We start from the raw sequence: 23,656 nt of genomic DNA on the forward strand, positions 1-23,656 counted from the left end.
GAGGCGCCCTTGCCCATCCGTTTCGACGCGCTGTTCCGGAGCTCGCCCAACGCCTACATGGTGCTGGACCGTGACCTGCGCTATCTCGACGCCAACCACGCCTACGAATTGCTGACGGGACTTTCCCGCGAGCATCTCGTGGGCCGCGGCGTGTTCGAGATGTTTCCCGGCACGGTCAACGACGACGGCACCTCGCAGTCGACGATCCTGCGCCGTTCGTTCGAACGCACATTCGAAACCGGCGAGCGCGACACGCTGGCGCTCATCCCGTACGCGATCAGCACCGAGACGCCGGACGGTGTCGAGGTCGACGTGCGCTACTGGAGCGCGACGCATACACCGATCCTCGATGAAGACGGCCACGTGGTCGCCGTCATGCAGCACACCACCGATGTCACCGAAGTGCAGCGGCTTCGCGAAGAGCTCGAGCATTCGCGTAGCGCGACGGGGCTGACGCGCGCGCAGGTCGAAAGCGGCGTGCTGTCGCGCGCGGCGGCGGTCCAGCGCGACAACGACCGCCTCAGCGCACGCGATGCATTCCTTACCGATCTATTCGCGCAGGCGCCGGGGTTCATGGCGGTGCTGCGCGGGCCGGACTTCGTGTTCGAACTCGCGAACGAAGCGTACGAACTGCTCGTCGGCCGCACCAATTTCCTCGGCCGCGCACTGCGCGACGTGTTGCCCGAAGTCGCCGGCCAGGGCTTCGTGCAATTGCTCGACCAGGTGCGCGCGTCGGGCGAACCGTTCGTGGGCCGCGGCGTGCCGGTCGCGTTGCGCGCAGGCGAGGGCATCGAACACACGCGTTACGTCGACTTCGTCTATCAGCCCGTGCGCGATGCGAGCGGCGTGGTCGACGCGATCTTCGTGCAGGGCGCGGACGTTACCGATCGCGAAACCGCGCTGATCGCATTGCGCGACAGCGAAGCGCGCTTCCGCACGATCGCCGACCTCGTGCCGCAGATGATCTGGTCGACGCAGCCCGACGGTTTCCACGACTACTACAACCGCCGCTGGTACGACTTCACCGGCGTGCCGGTGGGTTCGACCGACGGCGAAGCCTGGGCCGGCATGTTCCACGCCGACGACCAGCCGCGTGCGTGGGCGCGCTGGCGGCACAGCCTGGAAACGGGCGAGCCCTACGAAGTCGAATACCGGCTGCGCGACCGCAACGGCGAATACCAGTGGGTGCTTGGTCGCGCGCTGCCGGTGCGCGATAGCAGTGGCGCGATCGTGCGCTGGATGGGCACCTGCACCGAGATCGACGACATCAAGCGCACGCAGCAGATGCTCGAGCGCAGCGAGAACGCATTGCGCGCAGCGGATCGCCAGAAGGACCTGTTCCTCGCGACGCTCGCGCACGAGATGCGCAACCCGCTCGCGCCCATCGTCACCGCCGTGCAGCTGCTGCGCATGGCGCCGGATCGCGAAGCCACGGTGCGGCAGGCGGCGGAGATCATCGATCGCCAGGCCGGCCACATGCGCAACCTCGTCGAGGACCTGATCGACGTCTCGCGTGTGACGCGTGGCCTGACCACGCTGCAGACGCGTCGCGTGCAGCTGTCGGACATCGTCGCCGGTGCGGTCGAGCAGACACAGTCGATCATCGCGCGCCATCACCACAGCCTGCACGTCGAGGACAGCACCGACGGCATCACGCTCGACGCCGATCCGGTGCGTCTGACGCAGATCCTCACCAACGTGCTCAACAACGCGGCCAAGTACACGCCGCCGGGCGGAACGATCACCCTCACCGTCGGCATCGATGGCGGCGATGTCGTGGTGCGCCTGCACGACACCGGCGTCGGCATGGACGATGCGTTGCTCGCGCGCGTGTTCGGGCTGTTCGAGCAGGCGGAAGAAACACCCGAGCGCGGGCACGGCGGGCTGGGTATCGGCCTCGCACTCGCGCGCAGCCTTGCGCAGCTGCACGGCGGCTCGCTGACCGCATCGAGCCCGGGCCTGGGTCTCGGTTCGACGTTCGAGCTGCGCCTTCCGCTGGATCCGGAAGCCGTCGCGGCCCACTAACCGGGCTGTCACGCCGGCGAAACTGCCGCTTCATGGCCGCTACACACGGCCGCCCGGAAGGTGACCGCTGGTCTTTCGCGCGTACCGAACATGCCGCTTCCCTTGCCGAGTTCCGCGCCGACCGGTCCGCTCGAAGTGCGCCTCGCGCGCACGCCGGCGGAAATCCGCGCCGCACAGCAACTGCGCCATGCGGTGTTCCGGGCGTCAGGCGACACCGATCCCGATGTGCGGCTCGATCGCGACGAGTACGACGCGCGCATGGAGCACATCGTGGTGATCGATCCGAGCTACCGCGGCAACGACGCGGGCGTGGTCGGCACCTACCGCGTGGTGACGCATGCGGATGCCGCCGCCGCACTACGCGGTTACGCCGCGCAGGAGTTCGACCTCGCGCCGCTGGCGAACGTCGACGGGCCGCTGATGGAGCTCGGCCGCTCCTGCGTGCTGCCGCCGTATCGCACGCGTGGCGTGCTCGCGCTGCTGTGGCGCGCGATCGGCGACTACGTCGCCGCGAACCATATCGAGCTCATGTTCGGCTGCGCGAGCATTCCGGGCACGGATCCGGATGCCGCGCGGCTGCAGCTCGCCTACCTGCAACGTCACCACCTCGCGCCGTCGGCGATCCGTCCGCGCGCGCGTGGCGATGGCGCGATTCCGCTGCCGGTCGGGCCGGTGCGTCCGCTGGACGACCATCGCGCGCTGTTCTCGCTCGAGCCGCTGATCAAGGGTTACATCCGCCTCGGCGCGCGCATCGGCGACGGCGCTTACGTCGACCACGACTTCGGCACGATCGACGTCTGCATCGTGCTGCCGACGGAAGCGCTGTCCGCGCGATCGGTGCGTCGCTATCGCCCGGTTCGCGCCGAGCCTGCACGCGTCGCCTACGCCGGCGACCATTGAGCCGTGCGACGTGCCTGGCGCCTGGTCGCGCTGCTGGCCTGCGCGCTGACACTCGGCGTCGCGCAGGCGCTGCTGCTGTGCGTGCTGCGTCGCGGACATCCGCTGGCCTCGCGCTTGCCGATGTTGTTCCATCGCGCCGCAACGCGTCTGCTGGGGCTCCGCGTGCGCGTCCATGGCGTGGCGAGCACCGCTCCGCGCACTGCGTGGATTTCCAACCATCTGTCCTATCTCGACGTGCCGGTGCTTGGCGCGTATCTGCCGGCGCGCTTCGTCGCAAAGAATGAGGTGCGCGGCTGGCCGCTGTTCGGCCTGCTGTCGCGACTGCAACGCACCGTGTTCATCGGCCGCCGTAGCGCCGATGCGAGGGTGGCGCTGGACTCCATGGCCGGTGCACTGGTCGAAGGCGCGAACATCGTGCTGTTCGCCGAAGGCACCACCAGCGACGGCCGCGCCGTACGTGCATTCCGCTCGCCCGCATTCGCCGCGCTCGCAGCCGTCGACGGCACGACCGTGCAGCCCGTGACCATCGAAGTCACGGGTCCGGATCCGGAAGCCCGCCGCGCGTACGCCTACATCGACGACGACACGCTGGCGTCGCATCTGTGGCGGTTCCTCGCGCGTCGAAATACCGATGTGCGGGTGACGTTGCATCCATCGGTTGCGGCAGCTGAACTAGGCGATGATCGAAAGGTCGCGGCATCGCGCGTGCGTGACACGGTTGCGTCCGTGCTGCCGGCAGCGGGCGCATGAGATCGCGAGCGATGCGAGTGGTTGTGGTGCTTGCGGCGGCCGCGACCATCGTATGGGCGGGCGTCGAACTGTTCGTCCAGCTGCGTACGTTCGACATGCACGCTGTCGCGCGCGCAGCGGCGGCGATTCCGGTTACCAAGCTGATCGCAAGTGCGGCATTCACCGCGCTCAGCTTCATCGCCCTCGGCGTGATCGAGGTGTTCGCGTGCCGCATGACGGGCGCGTCGCGGATTCCCGCGAGCCACGCGCTTACCCGCGGTGCGATGGCGCATGCGCTGTGCAACACGCTCGGCTTCCATGCCGTGCTCGCGCCGTCGTTCCGGCTCGCGTTCTATCGCGCGTACCGCATCTCCGCTGCCGAGGTCGCACGCATCGTGGTGGTGGTGGGCGCTGCGATCGTATCCGGCACGGTCGTGCTGGCCGCGCTTGCAATGACGGTGAAGTGGTTCGGCGTGGTCGCCGCGCTGATGCTCGCCGCGCTCATCGGCGTCGCCATGTATGCGCTGCCGCGACTACCAACCGCCGTGGCGTCGTGGTTGCCACGCCCACTGCTGCGGACCACGCCGCGCATCGTGATCATCGCGATCGCCGAGGCACTGTGCGCGATCGCCGCGCTGTACGTGTTGATGCCCGACGCGGTGCAGCGCGACCCGGCGCACTTCGCCGTGGCGTTCATCGCGTCCGCCGCGATCGGCGTGGTGAGCCACTCGCCCGGCGGCGTCGGCGTGTTCGAAGCCGGAATGCTCGCGGCACTGCCTGGCGACCGCGCCGGCGTGCTCGCCGCGTTGCTGGTGTTCCGAGTCGTCTACAACCTGCTGCCCGCGGCGATCGCCGGTCTCGGGCTCGCCTCGGGTGCGGCGCGCCGGCTCGTCAGTTCGACGGCGGATACGCGCGGATCGCACGACGCTGCGCGAGGTACAACCGCGCCAGTGCGATCGCACCGATCGGACGATGTCCACGCTGGCGCATCGCGTCGCTGATGCGAAACAACAGGCGCTGCTTCGCGAAGACGATGCGGTAGACGTGGCGGATCGAATACTTCGGATCCCAGGCGTGCACCGCTTCCGAGCCGGCGCCGTTGACTTCCATGATGGTGAATTCGCCCGCGCGCAGCGCGTCGATCGATTCGTAGCGCACGTCGAAACGGCCGACGTGGAATTCGCCCATGTCCTGCGCGATCGCATCGACGCGCTCGGTGAGTGCCGACGTCGCATGCAGCGTGCCGTCCTCGTACGCGCCGCCTACGCGTGTCGACGCGACCGTCGACAGGCGCACGCGTTCTCCGGGGCGCGGCACATACGCGGGATCGAATGCCAGCTCGTGGCCGGGCGCGTGCAGTGCGCGCTGGAGTCGCGTGTCGCGTTCGACCAGCGTGGCAATCGTGTCGCGACCGTTGCCGACCACCGCGGGATAGTGGCGCAGCAGGATGCCGAGCAGCCGCCCGCGCGCGTCCCACGGCTCACGGACGTAGAACAGGCCCGCTTCGCCGGGTGCCGGCAGATAGCGCTGCAGCAGGAAGCGGTGGCCGGACGGGAAGCGGGCGAGGTAGTCGTCGAGTTCGGACGTGTGTCGCAGCAGGCGAACGCCATAGCCGCACCAGCCCACGTCGGGCTTGGCGACGATCGGAAAGCCGAGCCCCGACGCCCTTATGCGCGCGAGCACATTGTCGCGCGTGCACTGGCCGGCCACGATGTCGATGTAGTCGGCGGTCGCGCTGCGCGCCAACGTACCCATCGCCTCGAAGTATTCGAGCTTGCCTTCGCCGACGAGCCCGCCCGACGTGATGCCCGGGTTCGCGCACGACGGCAGGGTGATGCTGCGGTAGCGCAGACCCAGCCACAGCCACTGCAACACCATCGGCACCAGGTTCAGCGATTTCGGAAGGCGCTCGAAGCGCCCGGTCGGCAGTGGCGCGGCCGGCTCGGTCGATGCAGCGACCACAGCGGCGTCAAGCGTGTCCACGCTCGATCCGGTAATCGATGGGCTTGTAGTGGAAGTTGTTCGACTGCCCGGCCGAACACGCCGTCATGCCGACCACCAGCGGCATGCGCGCGCGCAGGCGCACATGGTCGCCCGCACGGCTCAGTGGCGGCAGCACGCGAATGACGCCGCTATCGCCGTCGACGGCGACGTTCATGAAGACGTTGAACGCGATCGGGATGCGGTCGACCTCGATGCCGTAAGGCTGCAACGCACGCACGAGGTTGCCTTCGCAGCCGGGGCGGTTTTCGGTCTCGCCGTAGATGATCGAGAACGTGTCCTTCGAGCACGGCGTCAGCGTGAAATCGTGGCGGCCGCAGGTGTCTTCGATGATGTCGAACATCGGCCGGCTGCGGTTCGAATACAGCACGTCGCCGGCGGTCAGAAAGAGTTTCGATGCGTAGTCGATCGTGCGGCCGGACGAAAGATATTCGCGCAGGTCGTCGCGATTGAACGCGGTGAGGTCGCTGACCTGCTGGCCTTCCGGGTCGATGACGATCAGCTCGTCGCCTTCGTCGAGTTCGAAGGCCTGTGCCGAGCACGGCTCGATGCGATGGACCTGCGTCATCAGTGCAGCCCTCCGGTGCGCACGTGCAGCGGGCATCGCCATTCCGCTTCGACCGCGCGACCGCTGTACTGCCGCGTTTCCGATGCGGTGCCGAAGTCGGCGAGGTTCGGATTGATCGAACCCTGCAGTGCGGTGTCGCGCCCGCGCGTCGCCGCCTGCATCTTCGCGTAGCGGCCATCGGCGCGCAGGCGATCGAACTGGCGATGCGAATTGAACACCAGCGCCGGGCGCTCGAAACGACGCGCGATGCGCGATGCATTCGGATGCAGGCCGATCACGAAGAACGGATGGCCGGCGAGGCTGAGGCTGAAAAGCGGATGATCGGGACCGCTGGCGACATCGTCGGCCCACGCATTGCCGCGCGCACGGTCGATGTCATGCAGGTGCTGCAGCTGCAGCCACAGCAGTCGTTCGAACGCGGCTTCGTCCGCTGGAATCGGCGTGTCGAATACGGCGACGAAGCTGTAGACCGTGCTGTCGTCGTCGCCGAGCGCGTCGATGCCGTCGCCGAAGTCGGTCAGTGCATCAAGCAGGCGCGCGGCGCCGCGTGGGCACCCCAGCGCCGGGTACTCGCGGACTTGGATCGAGCCGCGGCTCAGCGCCGCCTTCGCGCCGACGCACGGAAAGCGGGCATCGGCGACATGGTCGAGGAAGCGGGCCGCGAGGCTGTCGCCGGCATCCGGCGCGAACGCCTCGGCCGGTTCGATGAAGCGGGTGGAATTGAAGTCCATGCGGGCCCAGGCGGCGGTGCGGCCATCACCCTACGGGCGGCCGTGCATGGGGACCGTGGACAGCGGCGGTTCTGAAGCCGCCGGGCTGAAGAACCGTTCAGCCGGCGACGGCGCGCTCGCGTTCGATCGCGCGCCAGCCGATGTCGTGGCGATGGAATTCGCCGTCCCACGAGATACCGGCGACCAGCGAATACGCGCGACTCTGCGCTTCGGCCACCGTGTCGCCCAGCGCGCATGCGCACAGCACGCGGCCGCCTGCGGTTTCGACGTGCTCGCCGACGAGCTTCGTGCCCGCGTGGAAGACCTTCGCGCCCGGCTCTTCGTCGGGCACGTCCCACTGGTTGATGACGTCGCCGGTGCGCGGCGTGTCCGGATAGTTCGCCGCCGCCATCACCACGCCAAGCGACGCGCGCGTGTCCCATTCCGCCTGCACGGCATCAAGCTTGCCGGTGATCGCCGCTTCGACGAGATCCACCAGATCCGACTGCAGGCGCAGCATCACCGGCTGCGTTTCCGGATCGCCGAAGCGCACGTTGAATTCGATGACCTTGGGTGCGCCGCTCGCGTCGATCATCAGGCCGGCATAGAGGAAGCCGCTGAAGGGGACGCCATCGCGTTCCATGCCACGCACGGTGGGCTCGACGATCTCACGCATCACGCGCGCATGCACGTGGGGCGTCACCACCGGCGCGGGCGAGTACGCGCCCATGCCGCCGGTGTTCGGGCCCGTGTCGCCGTCGCCGACGCGCTTGTGGTCCTGGCTGGTCGCCATCGGCAGCGCGGTGCGGCCGTCGACCATCGAGATGAAGCTGGCTTCCTCGCCGTCGAGGAATTCCTCGACCACCACGCGCGAACCCGCATCGCCGAACGTGTTGCCGGCGAGCATGTCGCGCACGGCGTCTTCGGCTTCAGGGAGCGTCATCGCGACGATCACGCCCTTGCCGGCCGCGAGTCCATCGGCCTTGATGACGATGGGTGCGCCGTTCTCGCGCACGTAGGCGAGCGCCGCATCGACGTCGGTATGCACCGCGTAATGCGCGGTCGGGATGCCGTGGCGCGCGAGGAACTCCTTCGCGAACGCCTTGCTGCCCTCCAGCTGCGCGGCCGCGGCGGTCGGCCCGAAGATGCGGTGGTTGGCGGCGCGGAAGCGGTCGACCACACCGGCCACCAGCGGGCCTTCAGGGCCGACGATGGTGATCGAAATGCCTTCGCGTTCGACCAGCTCGAGCAGCGCGTCGATATCGGTGGCGCGTACGTCGACGTTGCGGCACTTGGCCTCGCGCGCGGTGCCGGCATTTCCCGGGGCGACCAGCACTTCGGACACGCGTGCGGACTGCGCGATCTTCCACGCCAGCGCGTGCTCGCGGCCGCCGGAACCGATAACGAGGATCTTCATGCGTGCGCGTCGATCAATGCGGGGACGCGGCATTTTACGGGACTCATGGGGCCGGGCGGCCCGCCGGTGTCACTCGCTGGTGTCGCAACCGCGGGATTTCAGGTCGCGCGCCGATATGCGGTAGCCGTAGGCGTCGCGCGGAATGTCGATGGTGCGTTCGACGATGTCGCCGCGTCGCGTGCCGGCTACCTGCAGCTGCAACAGGTAATAGCCGTTGTCGATGTGCGAGGCATTGGCCTGCAGCGTGCACTCGAGTTCGAGCAGGCGCTTGCTGCAATGACGCGAGGTCATCGGCGTGCACGCACCGCGATTGGTGACGACCGACGTCACCGCGAGCATCTGCCGCAGCTCCCCGGCGATTTCCGCGTACAGCGATTCGTACGCGCGCTGCGGCATCGCAGCGGTGTCATGCCGGGTAATCACGAAACCGGTATCCGCCGGGCCGAGCGCAAGAAAGCCGACATCGCCAGACGTCGCATCCACGCCGCGTGCGTCGATGCCACGGAATCGCGTGCGCAGTTGCGCGGGATCGCGACGCGTCGCGCCGGCGCGGATCACGAACAGGTCGATGCGCGGTGAGCTGGTGCTGGACGCGGACGTCGCGGTGCAGACCGCGATGCGGCGTTCGCGCGGCTGCACGCCGGAGTCGGCGCAGATGCGGCGCGTCGACGTGGCATCGTTCGCCACCTTCCAGTCGCCCTTGATGCGCGCGGTCTCGTGTTCGTATTCCGACGACAGCACGCGCACCGCCTCGCGGTCGGACACGACGACGTCCGTCGGCACAGGTGCGGGCGCCGGCTGCGGCGTGCGGGCCGACGCCGCGGTGGCGACGGCCAGGAGGAGGAGAGGCGCTCGAAGCATGCGCGCAGTGTCCGGGGACCGCGCGAAGCCGGCGTCAGTGGCGGAAGTGGCGGATGCCGGTGAAGACCATGGCGAGGCCGTGCTCGTCGGCTGCGGCGATGACTTCCGCGTCGCGCATGGAGCCGCCCGGCTGGATCACCGCCTTGATGCCCGCCGCCGCAGCGGCGTCGATGCCGTCGCGGAACGGGAAGAACGCGTCAGACGCCATCACCGAGCCCGGCACGACCAGCCCGGCTTCCTCGGCCTTGAGCGCGGCGATCTTGGCGCTGACCACGCGGCTCATCTGCCCGGCGCCGACGCCGACGGTGCGGTGGTCCTTCGCGTAGACGATGGCGTTGGACTTCACGTACTTCGCGACGCGCCATGCGAACAGCAGGTCCGCCATCTGCGCGTCGTTCGGTGCGAGCTTGGTGACGACCTTCAATTCGTCGCGCGTGACTTCGCGGATGTCGGCGGTCTGCATGAGAAGGCCCGAACCGACGCGCTTGACGTCGACATTGTTGCGGCCGTCGCCATGCGGGATGCGCAGCACGCGCACGTTCGCCTTCTTCTTGGCGTAGGCGAGTGCTTCGTCGTCGTAATCCGGCGCGATCAGTACTTCGACGAACTGGCGATCGAGGATGGCTTTCGCGGTCGCGCCATCGAGCGTGCGGTTGAAGGCGAGGATGCCGCCGAATGCCGACGTCGGATCGGTCGCGTACGCGAGTTCGTATGCATCGCCGCAGGCCACGCCCTCGGCCACGCCGCACGGATTCGCATGCTTGACGATCACGCAGGCCGGGCGCTCGAACTGACGCACGCATTCCCATGCGGCATCGGCGTCGGCAAGGTTGTTGTAGCTGAGTTCCTTGCCCTGCAACTGCGTGAACGTGGCCAGTGTGCCGGGCACCGGCCACAGGTCGCGATAGAACGCGCCCTGCTGGTGCGGGTTCTCGCCGTAGCGCAGGTCCATCACCTTGACGAAGTTGCTGTTCTGCTGCGCGGGGAATACGGCGCGCGTGCCGTCGTCCTGCAGCGACGAAAGATGATTGCCGATCGCCGCGTCGTACTGCGCAACACGATCGAACGCGGCGACCGCGAGTCGGAAACGCGTCGCACCCGAGAGCGCGCCATCGTTGCCGTCGAGTTCGGTGACCAGCGCGTCGTACTGCGTGGGATCGGTCGCCACCGCGACGCGCGCGAAGTTCTTCGCGGCCGAACGCAGCATCGCCGGGCCACCGATGTCGATGTTCTCGATGACGTCGTCGAACGAGCTCGACGGATCACATGACACCTTCTCGAATGGATAGAGGTTCAGCACCAGCAGGTCGATCGCACCGATGCCGTGCTGCCGCATCACCGCGTCGTCGGTACCTGCGCGACCGAGCAGGCCGCCGTGCACGATCGGGTGCAGCGTCTTGACGCGACCGTCCATCATTTCCGGGAAGCCGGTGAGCTCGCTGACGTCGCGAACGGCGAGGCCGGCGTCGCGCAATGCCTTCGCGGTGCCGCCGGTCGACACCAGCTCGACGTCGTGGCGCGCGAGCGCCTGTGCGAGCGGCAGCAGCCCGGTCTTGTCGGAGACGGACAACAGGGCGCGGCGGAGCTTCACCGACGGGCCGTTCAGGGCTGCAGTCATGGCGTTGGGAGCGACGTGGGGAAGCGCGAATTATAGCGGCGCGCCGCCCCCGGCCCGGGACTGCGCTACCGTTCGTGTGGACGCCACATCGTCCCCGCCAGCCCCGGCCGCGACGCGACGATGCCGACATCGCAAAGGAACGCCCGATGATCTTCCGCCAGCTGTTCGATCCGGTGTCGTCGACCTACACCTATCTCGTCGCCTGCGCGGAAACCGGGGAGGCCGTGCTGATCGATCCTGTATTGCCGCAGTGGCAGCGCGACCTGCAGTTGCTGCGCTCGCTCGGCCTGCGCCTGGCGATGACCATCGACACGCACATCCATGCCGGACCACGTCACGTCGGCGCTGACGCTCAAGCACGAGACCGGCAGCCGCATGGCGTTTCCGGAGATGGATGCGCTACCGCTGACCGACGTCCCGCTGGTCGATGGCGTGCAGCTGCAGATCGGTTCGTTACAGCTGCAACCGATCCATACGCCGGGCCACACCGACAGCCATTTCGCGATCGCGAGTGGCGATCGCGTATTCACCGGTGACGCGTTGTTGATCGACGGTTGCGGCCGCACCGATTTCCAGAACGGCGACGCGCACGTGCTGTATGCGAGCGTGCACAACAAACTCTTCCCGCTCGGCGACGACGTGCTCGTGTATCCCGCGCACGATTACCAGGGCCGCCGCGTGTCCAGCATCGGACAGGAACGCACGCGCAACCCGCGCCTTGGCGGTGAGCGCAGCGTGGACGAGTTCGTCGCGATCATGGCGGGGCTCAGCCTGCCGTATCCGAAATTCATCGATTACGCGGTTCCGGGCAATCGCGCCTGTGGCGTTTGTCCGCCGGACATTCCGGATGAGTTGAGTGCGTACTGGCGCGTCGCGGAACCGGCGCCAGTTATCTAGCGAGCGACGCGATCAGCCCTGCGCTAGGCCGTATTCGCGCAGCTTCTTGCGCAACGTCGCGCGATGGATGCCCAGGAGCTGCGCGGCGCGGCTCTGGTTGCCGTCGCAATGGCGCAGCACTTCCTGGAACAGCGGAATCTCGAGTTCGCGAAGCGCGACTTCGTACAGATCGCAGGTATCGCAGCCGTCCAGATCACGCAGGAAGCGGCGGATCGAAACAGCGACGTGCTCGCGCAGCGGCGTACGTGCGCCGGGGCGGATGTCGGTAACGTTCGGGGCGAGGTCGGATGCAGCAGCGCTCATGGCAGTTCGACAACCCGCGGTCTGCGCGGGCGGACGCGGAGTCTAGCCCGACCACGTCGCGCACAACGGGGCGACGCAACGCCGCCGGTCGCCGCGCGACGAACGGTGGCGAACATCACGCATGAACCGGGATTACTGCAGCTGGAAGTCGTACGACTCGACGCGTGCGCCGGGCTCGCGCACATCGAATGCGATGTCGAGGCTGTCGCCGGGCGCGATCAGTGCGCCGACGCGCTCGCCGTAGTCGTGCGGCGTGACCTGGCGCGCGCCGACGAGGCGGCCGTCGAGGTCGGACAGGCTCAGCACGATCGTTGGCGCCGGCTGCGGCCACTGTGCATCGTTGCGCACGGTGGCGGTGACGTGCAGCACGCCGCGCTTGGCTGGGTTCGGTCGCACGTTACGCGTGACCATGCGGTAGGCCTGCGGTTCGTGCCACGCGGGTACGTTGCAGCCGAGCACGCCACAGGCGTTCATGACTAGCGGTCGCCAGCGTGCGTCGGCGGCAAGCGCGGTGCGTTGCGCGAGCAGCAGCTGCAGCGCGAACAGCACGGCTAGCGCGCCGATAACGGTGGCGAGCGGCCAGCGGCGACCTGCGGGGCGGGCGACGCGGCGTCGCACGAAGCTGGGGCCATCGTGGGTCGCGCGGGGCGTGGTGTCGGGCGCTGGAGCGACGTCGGCGGGCACGTCGTTGCGCGCCGGTTGGACGTCGTCGTCGACGGCCTGAATCGCGGCAACGGGTTCTTGCGTCGGCGCCGGGTCGGCGGGCGTGCGCAATTCGGTTTCAGCGCGTTCGCGCAACGGTGCTTCTGCAGGCGCCGTCTGCGCAGGCGCGCGCTCAGTGTCCAGGCGGCGACGCTGCGGCACGTCCTGATCCGGATCGAGCACCTCGTTCTCGCCGACTAGCGCGCTGCCGCAGCGCGGACAGCGCTGGCTGGCTTCGCGCCCGGCGATCAGGGCGACCAGGAATCCGCAGTTGGGGCAGGGCTTGAACATGGGCGCTATTCCACCATGCCTCGCGCCCGGAATGCGACGTGGTTCACAGGCGGCGCCGTCAGCGGCGTCGACCGCTCACCCGCATCCAGTCCTCGAGCTGTTCGATCTGCACGTCGTCCAGCACGTCGGCATACGCATCCGCGACCTCGCCTTCCTGCCCGGCGAGGATGCCGGACATCGCGAGCAACGCGCCCGGCGCGCAACGCGCGGCGATCACGTCACGCAGTTCGATCAGCGCGGACGCAAGGATGTTCGCCACAACGACGGGATACGTCGACACTGGTTCGTCCTGCGGGAGGTACACCGACAAACGATCCGCGACGCCATTGCGTTCCGCGTTGTCGAGCGTCGCCGTCACCGCCTGCGGATCGTTGTCGACACCGATCGCCGATGCCGCGCCGAGCTTGAGCGCTGCGAGGGCGAGGATGCCGGAGCCGCAGCCGAAATCGAGAATGCGCGCGCCGTCGAGTACGCGGTCGTCCGCGAGCCCATCGAGCCATTGCAGGCACAGCGCAGTGGTGGGATGCGTGCCACTGCCGAACGCGAGGCCGGGGTCCAATCGCACGACTGCCGCGTCGAGCGCATCCGCGCCATCAGGCAGTTCGTGATTCCACGGCACGATCCACGTACGACGCCCGAACTGCAGCGGCTCGTACTGGTCCATCCACGCGCGTTCCCAGTCCTGGTCCTCGACGTCGCGGAACTCACCGCGTGACCAGTCGAGGCCTTCGTCCTGCGCGGCAAGAGCTTGCAGCAAGGGCTCGCGCGGCGTCCCGGCTTCGAACAGCGCGGTCAGCACCATCTCGCCCCACAGCGGCGTTTCGCCGACGCCGGGCTCGAAAATGGCCTGTTCGTCCGGCGCATCGGCGTGCGCGTCGACCAGCGTGACAGCGAGCGCGCCGACATCCTCGAGCGCTCGCTCGTAGCGCGGTTGCAGCGCTTCCGTGCACGGCAGCGAGAGCTCGAGGAACGGCATCGCTTACTTGCCCACCAGCTGCACGGCGTCGACCGTCTTGTAGCCGGACGCGACGTTGTTGGCGAAGGTGAGCTTGACCGACTTCACCGGATACGGCGTCGCGTCGAACTTGCGCACGAACCAGGTGCGCGAGCCGCGCTCGTCGCGGCCGGTGTCGCTGATGCCGCTCCACACGGTGTGCGCGGCGCCGTCGACGCCGATCAGTTCGACCTTAGTGATCGACTTCACCGCGTCTTCGTCGAGCACCGCGCGGACTTCGGTTGCCGACACCGGGCGCTCGTAGTCGAGCTGCAGCCAGTCGAAGCCGATGTCCTGGTTGTTGTTGGTCCACTCGTCGCCGTTGACCGCGCCGGTGGCCTGCCACGCCGTGTTCTGGTCGTGCGAATCCGGCGGCAGCTTGTTGGCATCGCCGAACGCCGAGCTGGCCTTTGCTGCGACCGCCCACTGCGCGTTCGCATCGTTGATGTAGCCGTCTTCCATCGTCGCGTAGTCGAGCTTGGCCTGCGCTTCGGACTTCGCGGGATCGGCGGCCGGTGTCGCGTCAGCGGCCGGTGCCGGCGTCGCGGCCGGCGCTGGCGTCTGCGGGGTGGCGGCATCGGCCGGCGCTTCGGCGTCGTGCTTCTTGCAGCCGGCGAGTGTGGCAAGCGCGATCAGCGACGCGGTCGCAATTCCCTTGTGCATCGTGGACTCCTGTAGTGAAACCGTGTGCAACGCACGATGAGGCGATCGGATGACCGCCGTGCGTCGCGATGTGATCGCCGCGATCAACCGATCGCGATCGCCTTTTCCTTCTGCTCTTTCAGGCGCTTTTCCAGGTAGTGGATGTTCTGTCCACCCTGCTGGAAACCCGCGTCGGCGAGGATGCGCTGCTGCAGCGGAATGTTGGTCTTGATGCCGTCGACCACCATCTCGTTGAGCGCGACGCGCATGCGCGCGATCGCGATCTCGCGCGTCGGGCCGTGCACGATCAGCTTGCCGATCATGGAGTCGTAGTTCGGCGGCACGCGATAGCCCTCATAGATGTGGCTGTCGACGCGCACACCCGGGCCGCCCGGCGCATGGAAATGCGCGATCAGGCCGGGGCAGGGCATGAAGGTGTCGGGATCTTCCGCATTGATGCGGCACTCGATCGCATGACCTTCGAGGACGATGTCCTCCTGCTTCAGGCGCAGCTTCTCGCCCGACGCGATGCGCAGCTGTTCGGTCACCAGGTCGATGCCCGTCACCAGTTCCGTCACCGGATGCTCGACCTGGATGCGGGTGTTCATTTCGATGAAATAGAAGCGCCCGTTCTCGAACAGGAATTCGAACGTGCCGGCGCCGCGATAACCGATGCGCACGCAGGCTTCGACGCAGACCTTGCCGATCTCCGCGCGCAGCTCGGGCGTGATGCCCGGTGCCGGTGCTTCCTCGACGACCTTCTGGTGGCGACGCTGCATCGAGCAGTCGCGCTCGCCGAGGTGGATCGCATTGCCCTGGCCGTCGGCCAGTACCTGGATCTCCACGTGGCGCGGGTTCTCCAGGAATTTCTCCATGTAGACCATGTCGTTGCCGAACGCGGCCTTGGCTTCCTGCTTGGTCGTCTGGATCGCGGTGACCAGCGCGGCTTCGGTATGCACCACGCGCATGCCGCGACCGCCGCCGCCGCCCGCGGCTTTCACGATGATCGGATAGCCGATCTCGCGCGCGATCTTCACGTTCTCGGTCGGGTCGTCGCCGAGCGGACCACCGCTGCCGGGCACGCACGGAACGCCCGCCGCCTTCATCGCGCGGATCGCTTCGACCTTGTCGCCCATCAGGCGGATCGTGTCGGCCTTCGGGCCGATGAAGATGAAGCCCGACTGCTCGACGCGCTCGGCGAAGTCCGCGTTCTCGCTGAGGAAGCCGTAGCCCGGATGGATGGCCTGCGCGTCGGTGACCTCGGCGGCCGCAATGATCTGCGCCATGTTGAGGTAGCTCTGCGCGCTCGGTGCCGGGCCGATGCAGACGGACTCGTCCGCCATCGCGACGTGCTTGAGGTTGCGGTCGACGGTGGAATGCACGGCGACCGTGCGGATGCCGAGCGCGTGGCACGCGCGCAGGATGCGCAGCGCGATTTCGCCGCGGTTGGCGATGACTACTTTATCGAGCATGGGTTATGTCCAATGCGGCTTGGAGCTCGGGAACGTCCTGCCCATCGGCCGCGCGGCCGACGGGCGTTCGCAGGCCCGCGGCAATGCCGCGGGACAGCTCCTGCTCACCCAATAACAAACAACGGCTGGTCGAACTCGATGGGCTGGCCGTTCTCGACGAGCACCTTGAGCACGGTGCCGGAGACGTCGGCTTCGATCGGGTTGAACATCTTCATCGCTTCGATGATCGCGAGCGTCTCGCCCGCCTTCACCGACTGGCCGACGCTGACGAACGAGGGCTTGTCCGGCGACGGCGACGCATAGAACGTGCCGACCATCGGGGCGCGCACGACGTGGCCGTCGGGTAGGTCGTTGCCGGGCTTGGCCGAACCGCCGGTCGCGGCTTCGCTCGGGCTCTGCATCGGCATCGGGCGCTCGGCCTGCTGCTGCGGCGGCGGCATCGCGTAGGTCGGCGCCGGCGCGTAGGTGACCTCACGCGTCGGCGTGCGCGCCAGGCGCACGGTTTCCTCGCCTTCCTTGATCTCGATCTCGGAGAGATTGCTCGCCTCGAGCAGGTCGATCAGCTTCTTGATTTTCCGCAGGTCCATGTCGGGCCTCGTGTGTGGATTCGGAGTCGATCGACGCGCATCGCGCGCCGATCGCGGAGGTATCAGGAACGGTTGGCGTGCGCCGCCGCGCGCTTGTCCAGCCAGGTCACTGCGGCGTCCATCGCGAAGCGGTAGCTGTCGGCGCCGAAGCCGCAGATCACGCCCATCGCGAGGTCGCTGAAATAGCTCTGCTTGCGGAACGGCTCGCGCGCATGCGGGTTCGACAGGTGCACTTCGATGAAGGGCAGGTCGGCCGCGGCCACGGCATCGCGCAGCGACACGCTGGTATGCGTGAGGCCAGCGGGATTGATGATCAGGAACTCGGTGCCATCCGAGCGCGCGGCGTGCAGGCGGTCGATGAGCTCGTGCTCGGCGTTGGACTGCATCGAGTCCAGCGTATGGCCATGCGATTCGGCGTCGAGCTTGAGTGCGCGGTCGATCGCGGCGAGCGAGGTGCGTCCGTAGACGGTGGGCTCGCGCTCGCCCAGCAGGTTGAGGTTCGGGCCATGCAGGACCAGCAGCTTCGCCATGGCTCACCCGTTCCGACGTCGTGGCCGGGCAGTCTGCGCTTCGGCGCAAAACCTGTCCAGACGTTCGCTACCGTATCGCCGACGTTGGGCGAAATTCAATCGCGCGTTCGAAGCGCCTGCGCCGCCCAGTCGTCGAGGTCAGAAGGACTGAGCGGGCCTGCGGACGTGCGCAGGATCCGGCCGTCCGGGGCGACGAGCACGCTGTACGGCAGCACGCCGCGCGTGTTGCCGAGCCGCGTGCCCGTATCGGTCGGACCCGGGGTGTCGATCAGGATCGGATACGCGACCGGGTGGGCGCTCAGGAAGGTCTGGATCGCTGCGGCGTCATCCAGCGCGATGCCGACCACTTGCACGCCGTTTGCACCCTGTTGCCGGGCAAATCGGTCGAGCGCCGGCATTTCTTCGAGGCACGGGCCGCACCAGCTGGCCCAGAGATTCACCAGCACGGGTCCGCCATGGGCGAGTTCGACGACGGTGTGGCGTTTGCCGTCGAGACCGGGCAGTTCGATCTGTGGGGCGTGCGTGCCGGGCGATGGCGCCGTCGGCGCGTTGCGTTCCACGAGCTGGCCCAGGCGCGTTCCCTCGAGCCACCTGCCATCCGTTGCGAGACTCGCCGCTACGCCGAGCATCCCCGCGAGTACCGCGACGATGACGACCGTTCGCGTCCTCATCGTGCCGCTGCAGCGAGTGCGGTCGCGACCATGTCGGGCGTGAGCAGCGTCGGCAGCACCTTCGGATCGCCTTGGCGCGGGTAGACGACGTAGAGCGGGACGCCGACCGCGCCATGGCTCTGCAGGAACGCGGTCAGCGCCGGGTCGACGTCCGTGTAGTCGCCCACCAGATACGTGGCGTTCGCGGCGCGCAGCGCGTCAGTGAAACCCGATCGGGCGAACACAGCGCGCTCGTTGGCCTTGCAGCTCACGCACCAGTCGGCGGTGATGTTGACGAAGACGACGCGGTCTTCGGCGCGCAACGCGGCCAGTCGGGCATCGGTAAACGGTTCGCGCGACGAATCCACGACCGGTGTCGCGTTCGGGCGCGGCAGCTGATGCACGGTCGTAAGCGCCATGCCAGCACCCACGAGTGCGACGACCAGCGCGACCACGCCCCAGGCACGGCCGCGATGATGCGTGCGGTTCCACGCCCACGCGGCGAACGCGATCGCGACCGCCGCCGCGAGCGTCCAAGCGATCGCATCCGGCCCACGCTGGCGGCCGAGCACCCACAGCAGCCACGCGCACGTCAGGTACAGCGGGAACGCGAGCGCCTGCTTCAGCGTCTCCATCCATGCGCCGGGACGCGGCAGCATCGCGGCAAGCTGCGGCACGAGCCCGATCAGGATGAAGGGCAGGGCGAGCCCGAACCCGAGCGCGACGAACACGGAAAGCGCGAGAACGGTCGGTGCCAGGAAAGGCCCACGCCAGCGCGGCCCCCATGAACGGCGCGGTGCAGGGCGTCGCGACGACGACGGCGAGCACGCCGGTAAAGAAGTCTCCGGCGAGGCCGCTTCGCTCCGTCAACGAATGACCGGCGCCGGTCCAGCGCCCGCCGACATGCCAGACGCCCGACAGGCTCAGACCCAGCGCGAACATCACCAGTGCGAGTACGGCGACGACGATCGGCTCCTGCAACTGGAAGCCCCAACCGAGCGCACGTCCCGCGTGTCGCAACGCAAGCGCGAGACCACCGAGCGCGACGAAGCTCAGCACGACGCCCGCGGTGTAGGCGAACGCATGACGACGCGCGGCCGCCGGCGAGTGGCTTTCGGCGAGCGACAACGCTTTCAACGAGAGGACCGGCAGAACGCACGGCATGAGGTTGAGCACGAGCCCGCCGAGCAGCGCGAGCAGCAGCGCGGACAGCGCGTCGCCGGCCTGCACGCTGCGTGGCGCGGCCGGCGCCTGGCGCGCGGGCATCGCGAGCGGTGTGCTCGTCGCAGGCGCAGCGATGCTCGTCGTTGCACTGTTCACTGCGTCGTTTGTCGCAGGCGATGCAGCATCGGTCGACGGCGTGGTCGGTGTCGCGATCGTCAAAGCCGTCGCAATCGCACCCGCCGGCAATTCCACATCGACCGTGCGCGTCATCGGCGGATAGCAGATGCCGTCGTTCTGGCAGCCCTGGAAGCGTGCGGTGAGCTTGAGTGCGCGCGCGGTCGTCGCGGTGCGCGTCACCGGCAACGTCAGATCGACCGGGTCGAAATACACCGCGACGTCGCCGAAATGTTCGTCGCGATGCATGCGCGCCTGCGGCCAGCGCGGTGCGCCGAGCGCGAAGCCCGCTGCGCGCGAAGCGGCATCGAGCTGGAACGTGGTGCGATCGCGATACAGGTAGTAACCGGGTGCTGGCGAGAAGCGCACGAGCACGGTGTTCGACGTGCCGGGAATCGCTTCAAAACGGAACGCCTCTTCGGCCGGCAACGGTGCGGCGTCGACGCCCGCGGTCGCGCCGCGTGCAAGTGCGAACGGCGAGCGGCCGAGTGCGGTTGCGGGCGCAGCGTTCGCGGTAGGCAGGTCGACAGTCAGGCGCCGCGTCTGCGGGGGATAACAGACGCCCGCATCCGCGCAGCCCTGGTACTTGATCGTCACCACCGTGCTCGCGGCAGACGGCGTGCCCGGCAGCGTTGCGACGAGCGCATCGCGATAGGTTTCGACGTCGCCGAAGAATTCGTCGTGATGTGCATCGCCCTTGGGCAGCCGCACCGCGCCCGCGTCGAAGGCGGCGTCGGCCTGCACGCCGATGCGGTGGCGATACAGGTAGTAGCCCTTCGCGATCGTCCAGCGCACTTCGATCGCGCCGTCGGTGTAGCGCGCGCTCGGTACGAACACGCTGTCGACCGGCGGCAGCTGATCGGGCGTGATCGCATGCGCGCGCAACGACACGGCGCCGAGGAGGAGGAAACAGATGCCGGCGATCCGGCGCAACAGGTCAGGCATTCGGTCGGCTCTGGGCGATCACCCAGTCGAGGTAGGCGGGTGCGCCGGCCGTCGCATCAAGCGCGAGCAGTTCGGGCACGTCATAGGGGTGCAGGGCCTGTACGCGGGCGGCGACGTCCGGGATGCGGTCGTCCGCCGTCTTGATCAGCAGTAGGATCTCGTCCGCGCGTTCGACGCGGCCTTCCCAGCGGTAGGTCGAGCGCAGGCCGGGCAGTTGCTGCACGCAGGCGGCGAGGCGTTCGTCGACGAGCGCCGTGGCGATGCGATCGGCCGTCGCCGCGTCCGGGCAGGTGCAATGAAGGACGACGGCGTGCATGCGGCGATTGTAGCGAGCGGCTGCGCGCGGCCTCAGGTTTCGCGCTTGGAACTGCGCGAGCGGCCGGTGCGCAGTGCGGCCATCTGCTCCATCAGTTCGACCAGCGGCGCCTGGCTGCGTGGCGGCAGGCTGCGGAACGCAGTGAGCATGCGCAGCTCGAGGCGGCTCGTCCACCATCGTGGCGTCCACTGCGGCGACGCCGTCCATCGCGTCGTCGGCCGACAGCGCCATGCGGCCGCGACCCGTCGCGATCCATTCGAACTGCACGCCGGTCACCGTGGCGACCCGGCGCAGGTTGGACATGCTCGGGCTCTTGCCCTGCACGGCCTCCCAGTGGCTCACGGCGCTGCGCTGGACCCCGACGGCCTCGGCCAGCGCCGACTGCGACAGGCCGGCATGGCGACGGGCGAGGCGTATTCGCTGCTGGGAATTCATCGAAAGTGACGCTCCACGTCAGTGAAAATGACGCCCGAGGGCCGAGTTTACCGTTTTTCACCTCGCTACCAATAAAACCGGCATGAGGTGCGCTTCGGGTCACACTATTGGATGAAGGGTGGATGAAACCCGGGAATGAATACGATTTCATAAATGTCCGGTTTCCATCCGCTACCGGAATCGGACGTCTCTATCGGTAGCGGCGGGGTGGCGCGGGTGACGTGGACCGCCCACAATCGCCCCACGTCGACAGGGACCGTCGGCAGACATGGGGTCACGGGTTCTTGGGGAGACGCGCCGGATCGCGCGAGCTCGGATAGCCATCCTCAAAAGCCGAGAGCGCGTTTCTTCGGGACGCGCTCTTTTTTTGTCTGCGCGATTCGTACTTGTGACGACCGTAGGCCTCGGGCCCATCCGAACTTTTTCGCCCGCTCGCCCTTGAAAGCCGCGAGGCGCATCCCATATCCCGCCCCGTCCGCGATGCGGGCGCATCACGCCCGGTGTTTGGCACTCGCGGGCGTCGACTGCTAAAATTCCCCGTCTTTCGCTGTAATTTCAATCACTTAATCGCTTAGCCGGAGGTTCGTGCATGAACATCAAGCCGCTCTACGACCGCGTGGTCATCAAGCGCATGGAAGAAGAAAAGGTCTCGGCCGGTGGCATCGTCATCCCCGATTCGGCCACCGAAAAGCCGATCAAGGGTGAAGTCGTCGCGGTCGGCGAAGGCAAGGCCTTCGACAACGGCAACGTGCGCGCGCCCAAGGTCAAGGTCGGCGACAAGGTGCTCTTCGGCAAGTACAGCGGCACGGAAGTGAAGCTGGACGGCACCGAGTACCTGGTGGTGAAGGAAGACGACATCTTCGCGGTCCTCGGCTGATCGCGTCCTTCCGTACCCGCATCTCCTTTTTGAACACTTTTAGCTGACAGAGGTAATTGCAAATGGCTGCCAAGGAAATTCGTTTCGGTGAGGACGCGCGCGCCAAGATGCTGCGCGGTGTCAACGTGCTCGCCAATGCCGTCAAGGCAACGCTCGGCCCGAAGGGCCGCAACGTCGTGCTCGAGAAGAGCTTCGGCGCGCCGACGATCACCAAGGACGGCGTGTCCGTCGCCAAGGAGATCGAACTGGCCGACAAGTTCGAGAACATGGGCGCGCAGATGGTGAAGGAAGTCGCGTCGCGCACGTCCGACAACGCCGGTGACGGCACCACGACCGCGACCGTGCTCGCGCAGGCGCTGATCCGCGAGGGCATGAAGGCGGTCGCCGCCGGCATGAACCCGATGGACCTCAAGCGCGGTATCGACAAGGCGGTCACCGCTGCCGTTGCCGAGCTGAAGAACATCTCCAAGCCGTCGAGCACGTCCAAGGAAATCGCGCAGGTCGGTGCGATCTCGGCCAACTCCGACCAGAACATCGGCGACCTCATCGCGCAGGCGATGGACAAGGTCGGCAAGGAAGGCGTGATCACGGTTGAAGACGGTTCGGGCCTCGAGAACGAGCTCGACGTCGTCGAGGGCATGCAGTTCGACCGCGGCTACCTCTCGCCGTACTTCATCAACAACCAGCAGTCGATGCAGGCCGAACTGGACGACCCGTTCATCCTGCTGCACGACAAGAAGATCTCGAACGTCCGTGACCTGCTGCCCGTGCTGGAAGGCGTGGCCAAGGCCGGCAAGCCGCTGCTGATCATCGCCGAGGAAGTCGAAGGCGAAGCGCTGGCGACGCTCGTCGTCAACACGCTGCGCGGCATCGTCAAGGTGTGCGCGGTCAAGGCGCCGGGCTTCGGTGATCGTCGCAAGGCGATGCTGGAAGACATGGCGATCCTCACCGGCGGCACCGTGATCTCCGAGGAAGTCGGCCTGCAGCTCGAGAAGGCGACGATCAAGGATCTGGGCCGCGCGAAGAAGGTGCAGGTCTCGAAGGAGAACACGACGATCATCGACGGCGCCGGCGAAACCGGTGGCATCGAAGGCCGCATCAAGCAGATCAAGGCGCAGATCGAGGAGACCTCCTCCGACTACGACCGCGAGAAGCTGCAGGAACGCGTTGCCAAGCTCGCCGGCGGCGTTGCGGTGATCAAGGTCGGTGCGTCGACCGAGATCGAGATGAAGGAAAAGAAGGCGCGCGTCGAAGACGCCCTGCACGCCACGCGTGCGGCGGTCGAGGAAGGCATCGTTCCGGGCGGCGGCGTTGCGCTGCTGCGCGCCAAGGCTGCGATCAAGGGCCTGACCGGTGCGAACGAAGACCAGAACCACGGCATCCAGATCGCCCTGCGCGCGATGGAAGCGCCGCTGCGCGAGATCGTGACGAACGCCGGTGAAGAGCCGTCGGTCATCGTCAACAAGGTCGTCGAAGGCAATGGCGCGTACGGCTACAACGCCGCGACCGGCGAGTACGTCGACATGATCGAGGCCGGCATCCTGGATCCGACCAAGGTCACGCGTACCGCGCTTCAGAACGCGGCGTCGATCGCCGGCTTGATGATCACGACCGAAGCGATGGTCGGTGAGCTGCCGAAGAAGGACGAGCCGGCCATGGGCGGCGGCGGTGGCATGGGCGGCATGGGCGGCATGGACTTCTAAGTCCCGCTTTCCGCTGCACCGCAACACGAAAAGCCCCGCGCAAGCGGGGCTTTTTCTTTGCGCCACCGGCTGCCAGCCCCGCTGGGCGTAGCCGGTCAGGAACATTTCCGACCGTTCGTCGTGCGGCCGAGAGAATGTGACCCGT

23 protein-coding genes and 2 pseudogenes are annotated in these 23,656 nt (G+C 67.6%); 7 read left to right on the forward strand and 18 right to left on the reverse strand.

Annotation, left to right across the window (positions count from 1 at the left end; genetic code table 11):
* The first annotated feature begins 9 nt into the window (after nucleotides 1–9).
* From ACVWWW_RS03925 to ACVWWW_RS03940, 4 genes are all read left to right on the forward strand, one after another.
* Nucleotides 10–2,025, forward strand: a complete 2,016-nt coding sequence (locus tag ACVWWW_RS03925; protein WP_155914433.1) for a PAS domain-containing protein — start codon at nucleotides 10–12, stop codon at nucleotides 2,023–2,025.
* Between the two features lie 90 nt (nucleotides 2,026–2,115).
* Entirely contained in the window at nucleotides 2,116–2,925 is an 810-nt protein-coding gene (locus ACVWWW_RS03930; protein WP_036143174.1) for a GNAT family N-acyltransferase, read from the forward strand.
* Between the two features lie 3 nt (nucleotides 2,926–2,928).
* Nucleotides 2,929–3,675, forward strand: coding sequence for a lysophospholipid acyltransferase family protein (locus tag ACVWWW_RS03935; RefSeq protein ID WP_051235520.1), 747 nt, complete (start codon nucleotides 2,929–2,931; stop codon nucleotides 3,673–3,675).
* The gene (locus ACVWWW_RS03940) at nucleotides 3,672–4,655 is read left to right on the forward strand and encodes a putative bifunctional lysylphosphatidylglycerol flippase/synthetase (RefSeq protein ID WP_155914432.1); all 984 of its coding nucleotides are present in this window, start codon (nucleotides 3,672–3,674) and stop codon (nucleotides 4,653–4,655) included. The genes ACVWWW_RS03935 and ACVWWW_RS03940 overlap by 4 nt, the downstream gene beginning before the upstream one ends.
* On the opposite strand, the gene ACVWWW_RS03945 is transcribed toward ACVWWW_RS03940, so the two are convergent.
* The 7 genes from ACVWWW_RS03945 to ACVWWW_RS03975 all read right to left on the reverse strand — a co-directional run bounded on the left by ACVWWW_RS03945 (nucleotide 4,546) and on the right by ACVWWW_RS03975 (nucleotide 11,152).
* Nucleotides 4,546–5,637 carry a hypothetical protein gene (locus tag ACVWWW_RS03945; RefSeq protein ID WP_051235519.1) on the reverse strand — a complete coding sequence of 364 codons (1,092 nt, stop codon included), beginning with the start codon at nucleotides 5,635–5,637 and terminating at the stop codon, nucleotides 4,546–4,548. The two genes, ACVWWW_RS03940 and ACVWWW_RS03945, sit on opposite strands and share 110 nt — an antisense overlap.
* Nucleotides 5,624–6,223 carry an urea carboxylase-associated family protein gene (locus ACVWWW_RS03950; RefSeq protein ID WP_027083789.1) on the reverse strand — a complete coding sequence of 200 codons (600 nt, stop codon included), beginning with the start codon at nucleotides 6,221–6,223 and terminating at the stop codon, nucleotides 5,624–5,626. Before ACVWWW_RS03950 ends, ACVWWW_RS03945 begins: the two co-directional genes overlap by 14 nt.
* On the reverse strand, nucleotides 6,223–6,954 hold the full coding sequence (gntA, locus tag ACVWWW_RS03955; RefSeq protein ID WP_027083788.1) for a guanitoxin biosynthesis heme-dependent pre-guanitoxin N-hydroxylase GntA: 732 nt from the start codon (nucleotides 6,952–6,954) through the stop codon (nucleotides 6,223–6,225). Before gntA ends, ACVWWW_RS03950 begins: the two co-directional genes overlap by 1 nt.
* Before the next feature lie 97 nt (nucleotides 6,955–7,051).
* Nucleotides 7,052–8,350 carry a phosphoribosylamine--glycine ligase gene (purD, locus tag ACVWWW_RS03960; protein ID WP_027083787.1) on the reverse strand — a complete coding sequence of 433 codons (1,299 nt, stop codon included), beginning with the start codon at nucleotides 8,348–8,350 and terminating at the stop codon, nucleotides 7,052–7,054.
* A gap of 69 nt (nucleotides 8,351–8,419) precedes the next feature.
* Nucleotides 8,420–9,115 carry a hypothetical protein gene (locus tag ACVWWW_RS03965; protein WP_155914431.1) on the reverse strand — a complete coding sequence of 232 codons (696 nt, stop codon included), beginning with the start codon at nucleotides 9,113–9,115 and terminating at the stop codon, nucleotides 8,420–8,422.
* Nucleotides 9,116–9,245: 130 nt separating this feature from the next.
* Nucleotides 9,246–10,829, reverse strand: a complete 1,584-nt coding sequence (gene purH / locus ACVWWW_RS03970; RefSeq protein WP_027083785.1) for a bifunctional phosphoribosylaminoimidazolecarboxamide formyltransferase/IMP cyclohydrolase — start codon at nucleotides 10,827–10,829, stop codon at nucleotides 9,246–9,248.
* Between the two features lie 65 nt (nucleotides 10,830–10,894).
* Complete coding sequence (locus ACVWWW_RS03975) at nucleotides 10,895–11,152, reverse strand: hypothetical protein (RefSeq protein ID WP_456998638.1); 258 nt, start codon at nucleotides 11,150–11,152, stop codon at nucleotides 10,895–10,897.
* Between ACVWWW_RS03975 and ACVWWW_RS03980 the strand changes: the two genes are divergently transcribed.
* Nucleotides 11,151–11,726 carry an MBL fold metallo-hydrolase gene (locus ACVWWW_RS03980; protein ID WP_456998639.1) on the forward strand — a complete coding sequence of 192 codons (576 nt, stop codon included), beginning with the start codon at nucleotides 11,151–11,153 and terminating at the stop codon, nucleotides 11,724–11,726. The genes ACVWWW_RS03975 and ACVWWW_RS03980 overlap by 2 nt on opposite strands.
* A gap of 12 nt (nucleotides 11,727–11,738) precedes the next feature.
* Here ACVWWW_RS03980 and fis read toward each other — a convergent pair whose 3' ends face one another.
* The 11 genes and pseudogenes from fis to ACVWWW_RS04035 all read right to left on the reverse strand — a co-directional run.
* Entirely contained in the window at nucleotides 11,739–12,029 is a 291-nt protein-coding gene (gene fis / locus ACVWWW_RS03985) for a DNA-binding transcriptional regulator Fis (RefSeq protein WP_027083783.1), read from the reverse strand.
* 132 nt (nucleotides 12,030–12,161) lie between these two features.
* Nucleotides 12,162–13,022, reverse strand: a complete 861-nt coding sequence (locus tag ACVWWW_RS03990) for a DUF3426 domain-containing protein (RefSeq protein WP_051235517.1) — start codon at nucleotides 13,020–13,022, stop codon at nucleotides 12,162–12,164.
* 58 nt (nucleotides 13,023–13,080) lie between these two features.
* A complete protein-coding gene (prmA, locus tag ACVWWW_RS03995) occupies nucleotides 13,081–13,998 on the reverse strand; it encodes a 50S ribosomal protein L11 methyltransferase (RefSeq protein WP_027083782.1) in 918 nt (305 codons plus the stop codon).
* Between the two features lie 3 nt (nucleotides 13,999–14,001).
* Entirely contained in the window at nucleotides 14,002–14,679 is a 678-nt protein-coding gene (locus tag ACVWWW_RS04000; RefSeq protein ID WP_027083781.1) for a hypothetical protein, read from the reverse strand.
* An 83-nt stretch (nucleotides 14,680–14,762) separates the two neighbouring features.
* Nucleotides 14,763–16,130 carry an acetyl-CoA carboxylase biotin carboxylase subunit gene (gene accC / locus ACVWWW_RS04005; protein ID WP_027083780.1) on the reverse strand — a complete coding sequence of 456 codons (1,368 nt, stop codon included), beginning with the start codon at nucleotides 16,128–16,130 and terminating at the stop codon, nucleotides 14,763–14,765.
* Between the two features lie 104 nt (nucleotides 16,131–16,234).
* Complete coding sequence (gene accB / locus ACVWWW_RS04010; RefSeq protein ID WP_027083779.1) at nucleotides 16,235–16,717, reverse strand: acetyl-CoA carboxylase biotin carboxyl carrier protein; 483 nt, start codon at nucleotides 16,715–16,717, stop codon at nucleotides 16,235–16,237.
* Between the two features lie 62 nt (nucleotides 16,718–16,779).
* Nucleotides 16,780–17,247 carry a type II 3-dehydroquinate dehydratase gene (aroQ, locus tag ACVWWW_RS04015; protein WP_027083778.1) on the reverse strand — a complete coding sequence of 156 codons (468 nt, stop codon included), beginning with the start codon at nucleotides 17,245–17,247 and terminating at the stop codon, nucleotides 16,780–16,782.
* Nucleotides 17,248–17,342: 95 nt separating this feature from the next.
* Entirely contained in the window at nucleotides 17,343–17,807 is a 465-nt protein-coding gene (locus tag ACVWWW_RS04020; protein ID WP_051235640.1) for a TlpA disulfide reductase family protein, read from the reverse strand.
* Nucleotides 17,808–17,914: 107 nt separating this feature from the next.
* Nucleotides 17,915–20,180 (reverse strand): annotated as a pseudogene (locus tag ACVWWW_RS04025) (protein-disulfide reductase DsbD family protein).
* Nucleotides 20,173–20,496 carry a divalent-cation tolerance protein CutA gene (cutA, locus tag ACVWWW_RS04030; RefSeq protein ID WP_027083775.1) on the reverse strand — a complete coding sequence of 108 codons (324 nt, stop codon included), beginning with the start codon at nucleotides 20,494–20,496 and terminating at the stop codon, nucleotides 20,173–20,175. The pseudogene ACVWWW_RS04025 and the gene cutA overlap by 8 nt, the downstream one beginning before the upstream one ends.
* A gap of 261 nt (nucleotides 20,497–20,757) precedes the next feature.
* Nucleotides 20,758–20,931: pseudogene (locus tag ACVWWW_RS04035) on the reverse strand (helix-turn-helix transcriptional regulator); the annotation flags it as partial.
* 589 nt (nucleotides 20,932–21,520) lie between these two features.
* Between ACVWWW_RS04035 and groES the strand changes: the two are divergent.
* A complete protein-coding gene (gene groES / locus ACVWWW_RS04040) occupies nucleotides 21,521–21,808 on the forward strand; it encodes a co-chaperone GroES (RefSeq protein WP_027083774.1) in 288 nt (95 codons plus the stop codon).
* Nucleotides 21,809–21,870: 62 nt separating this feature from the next.
* Nucleotides 21,871–23,511 (forward strand): chaperonin GroEL, encoded by a 1,641-nt coding sequence (gene groL, locus ACVWWW_RS04045; RefSeq protein ID WP_027083773.1) that lies wholly within the window; start codon nucleotides 21,871–21,873, stop codon nucleotides 23,509–23,511.
* Nucleotides 23,512–23,656 lie beyond the last annotated feature (145 nt).

It is taken from the genome of Lysobacter sp. HA18, assembly GCF_054057595.1.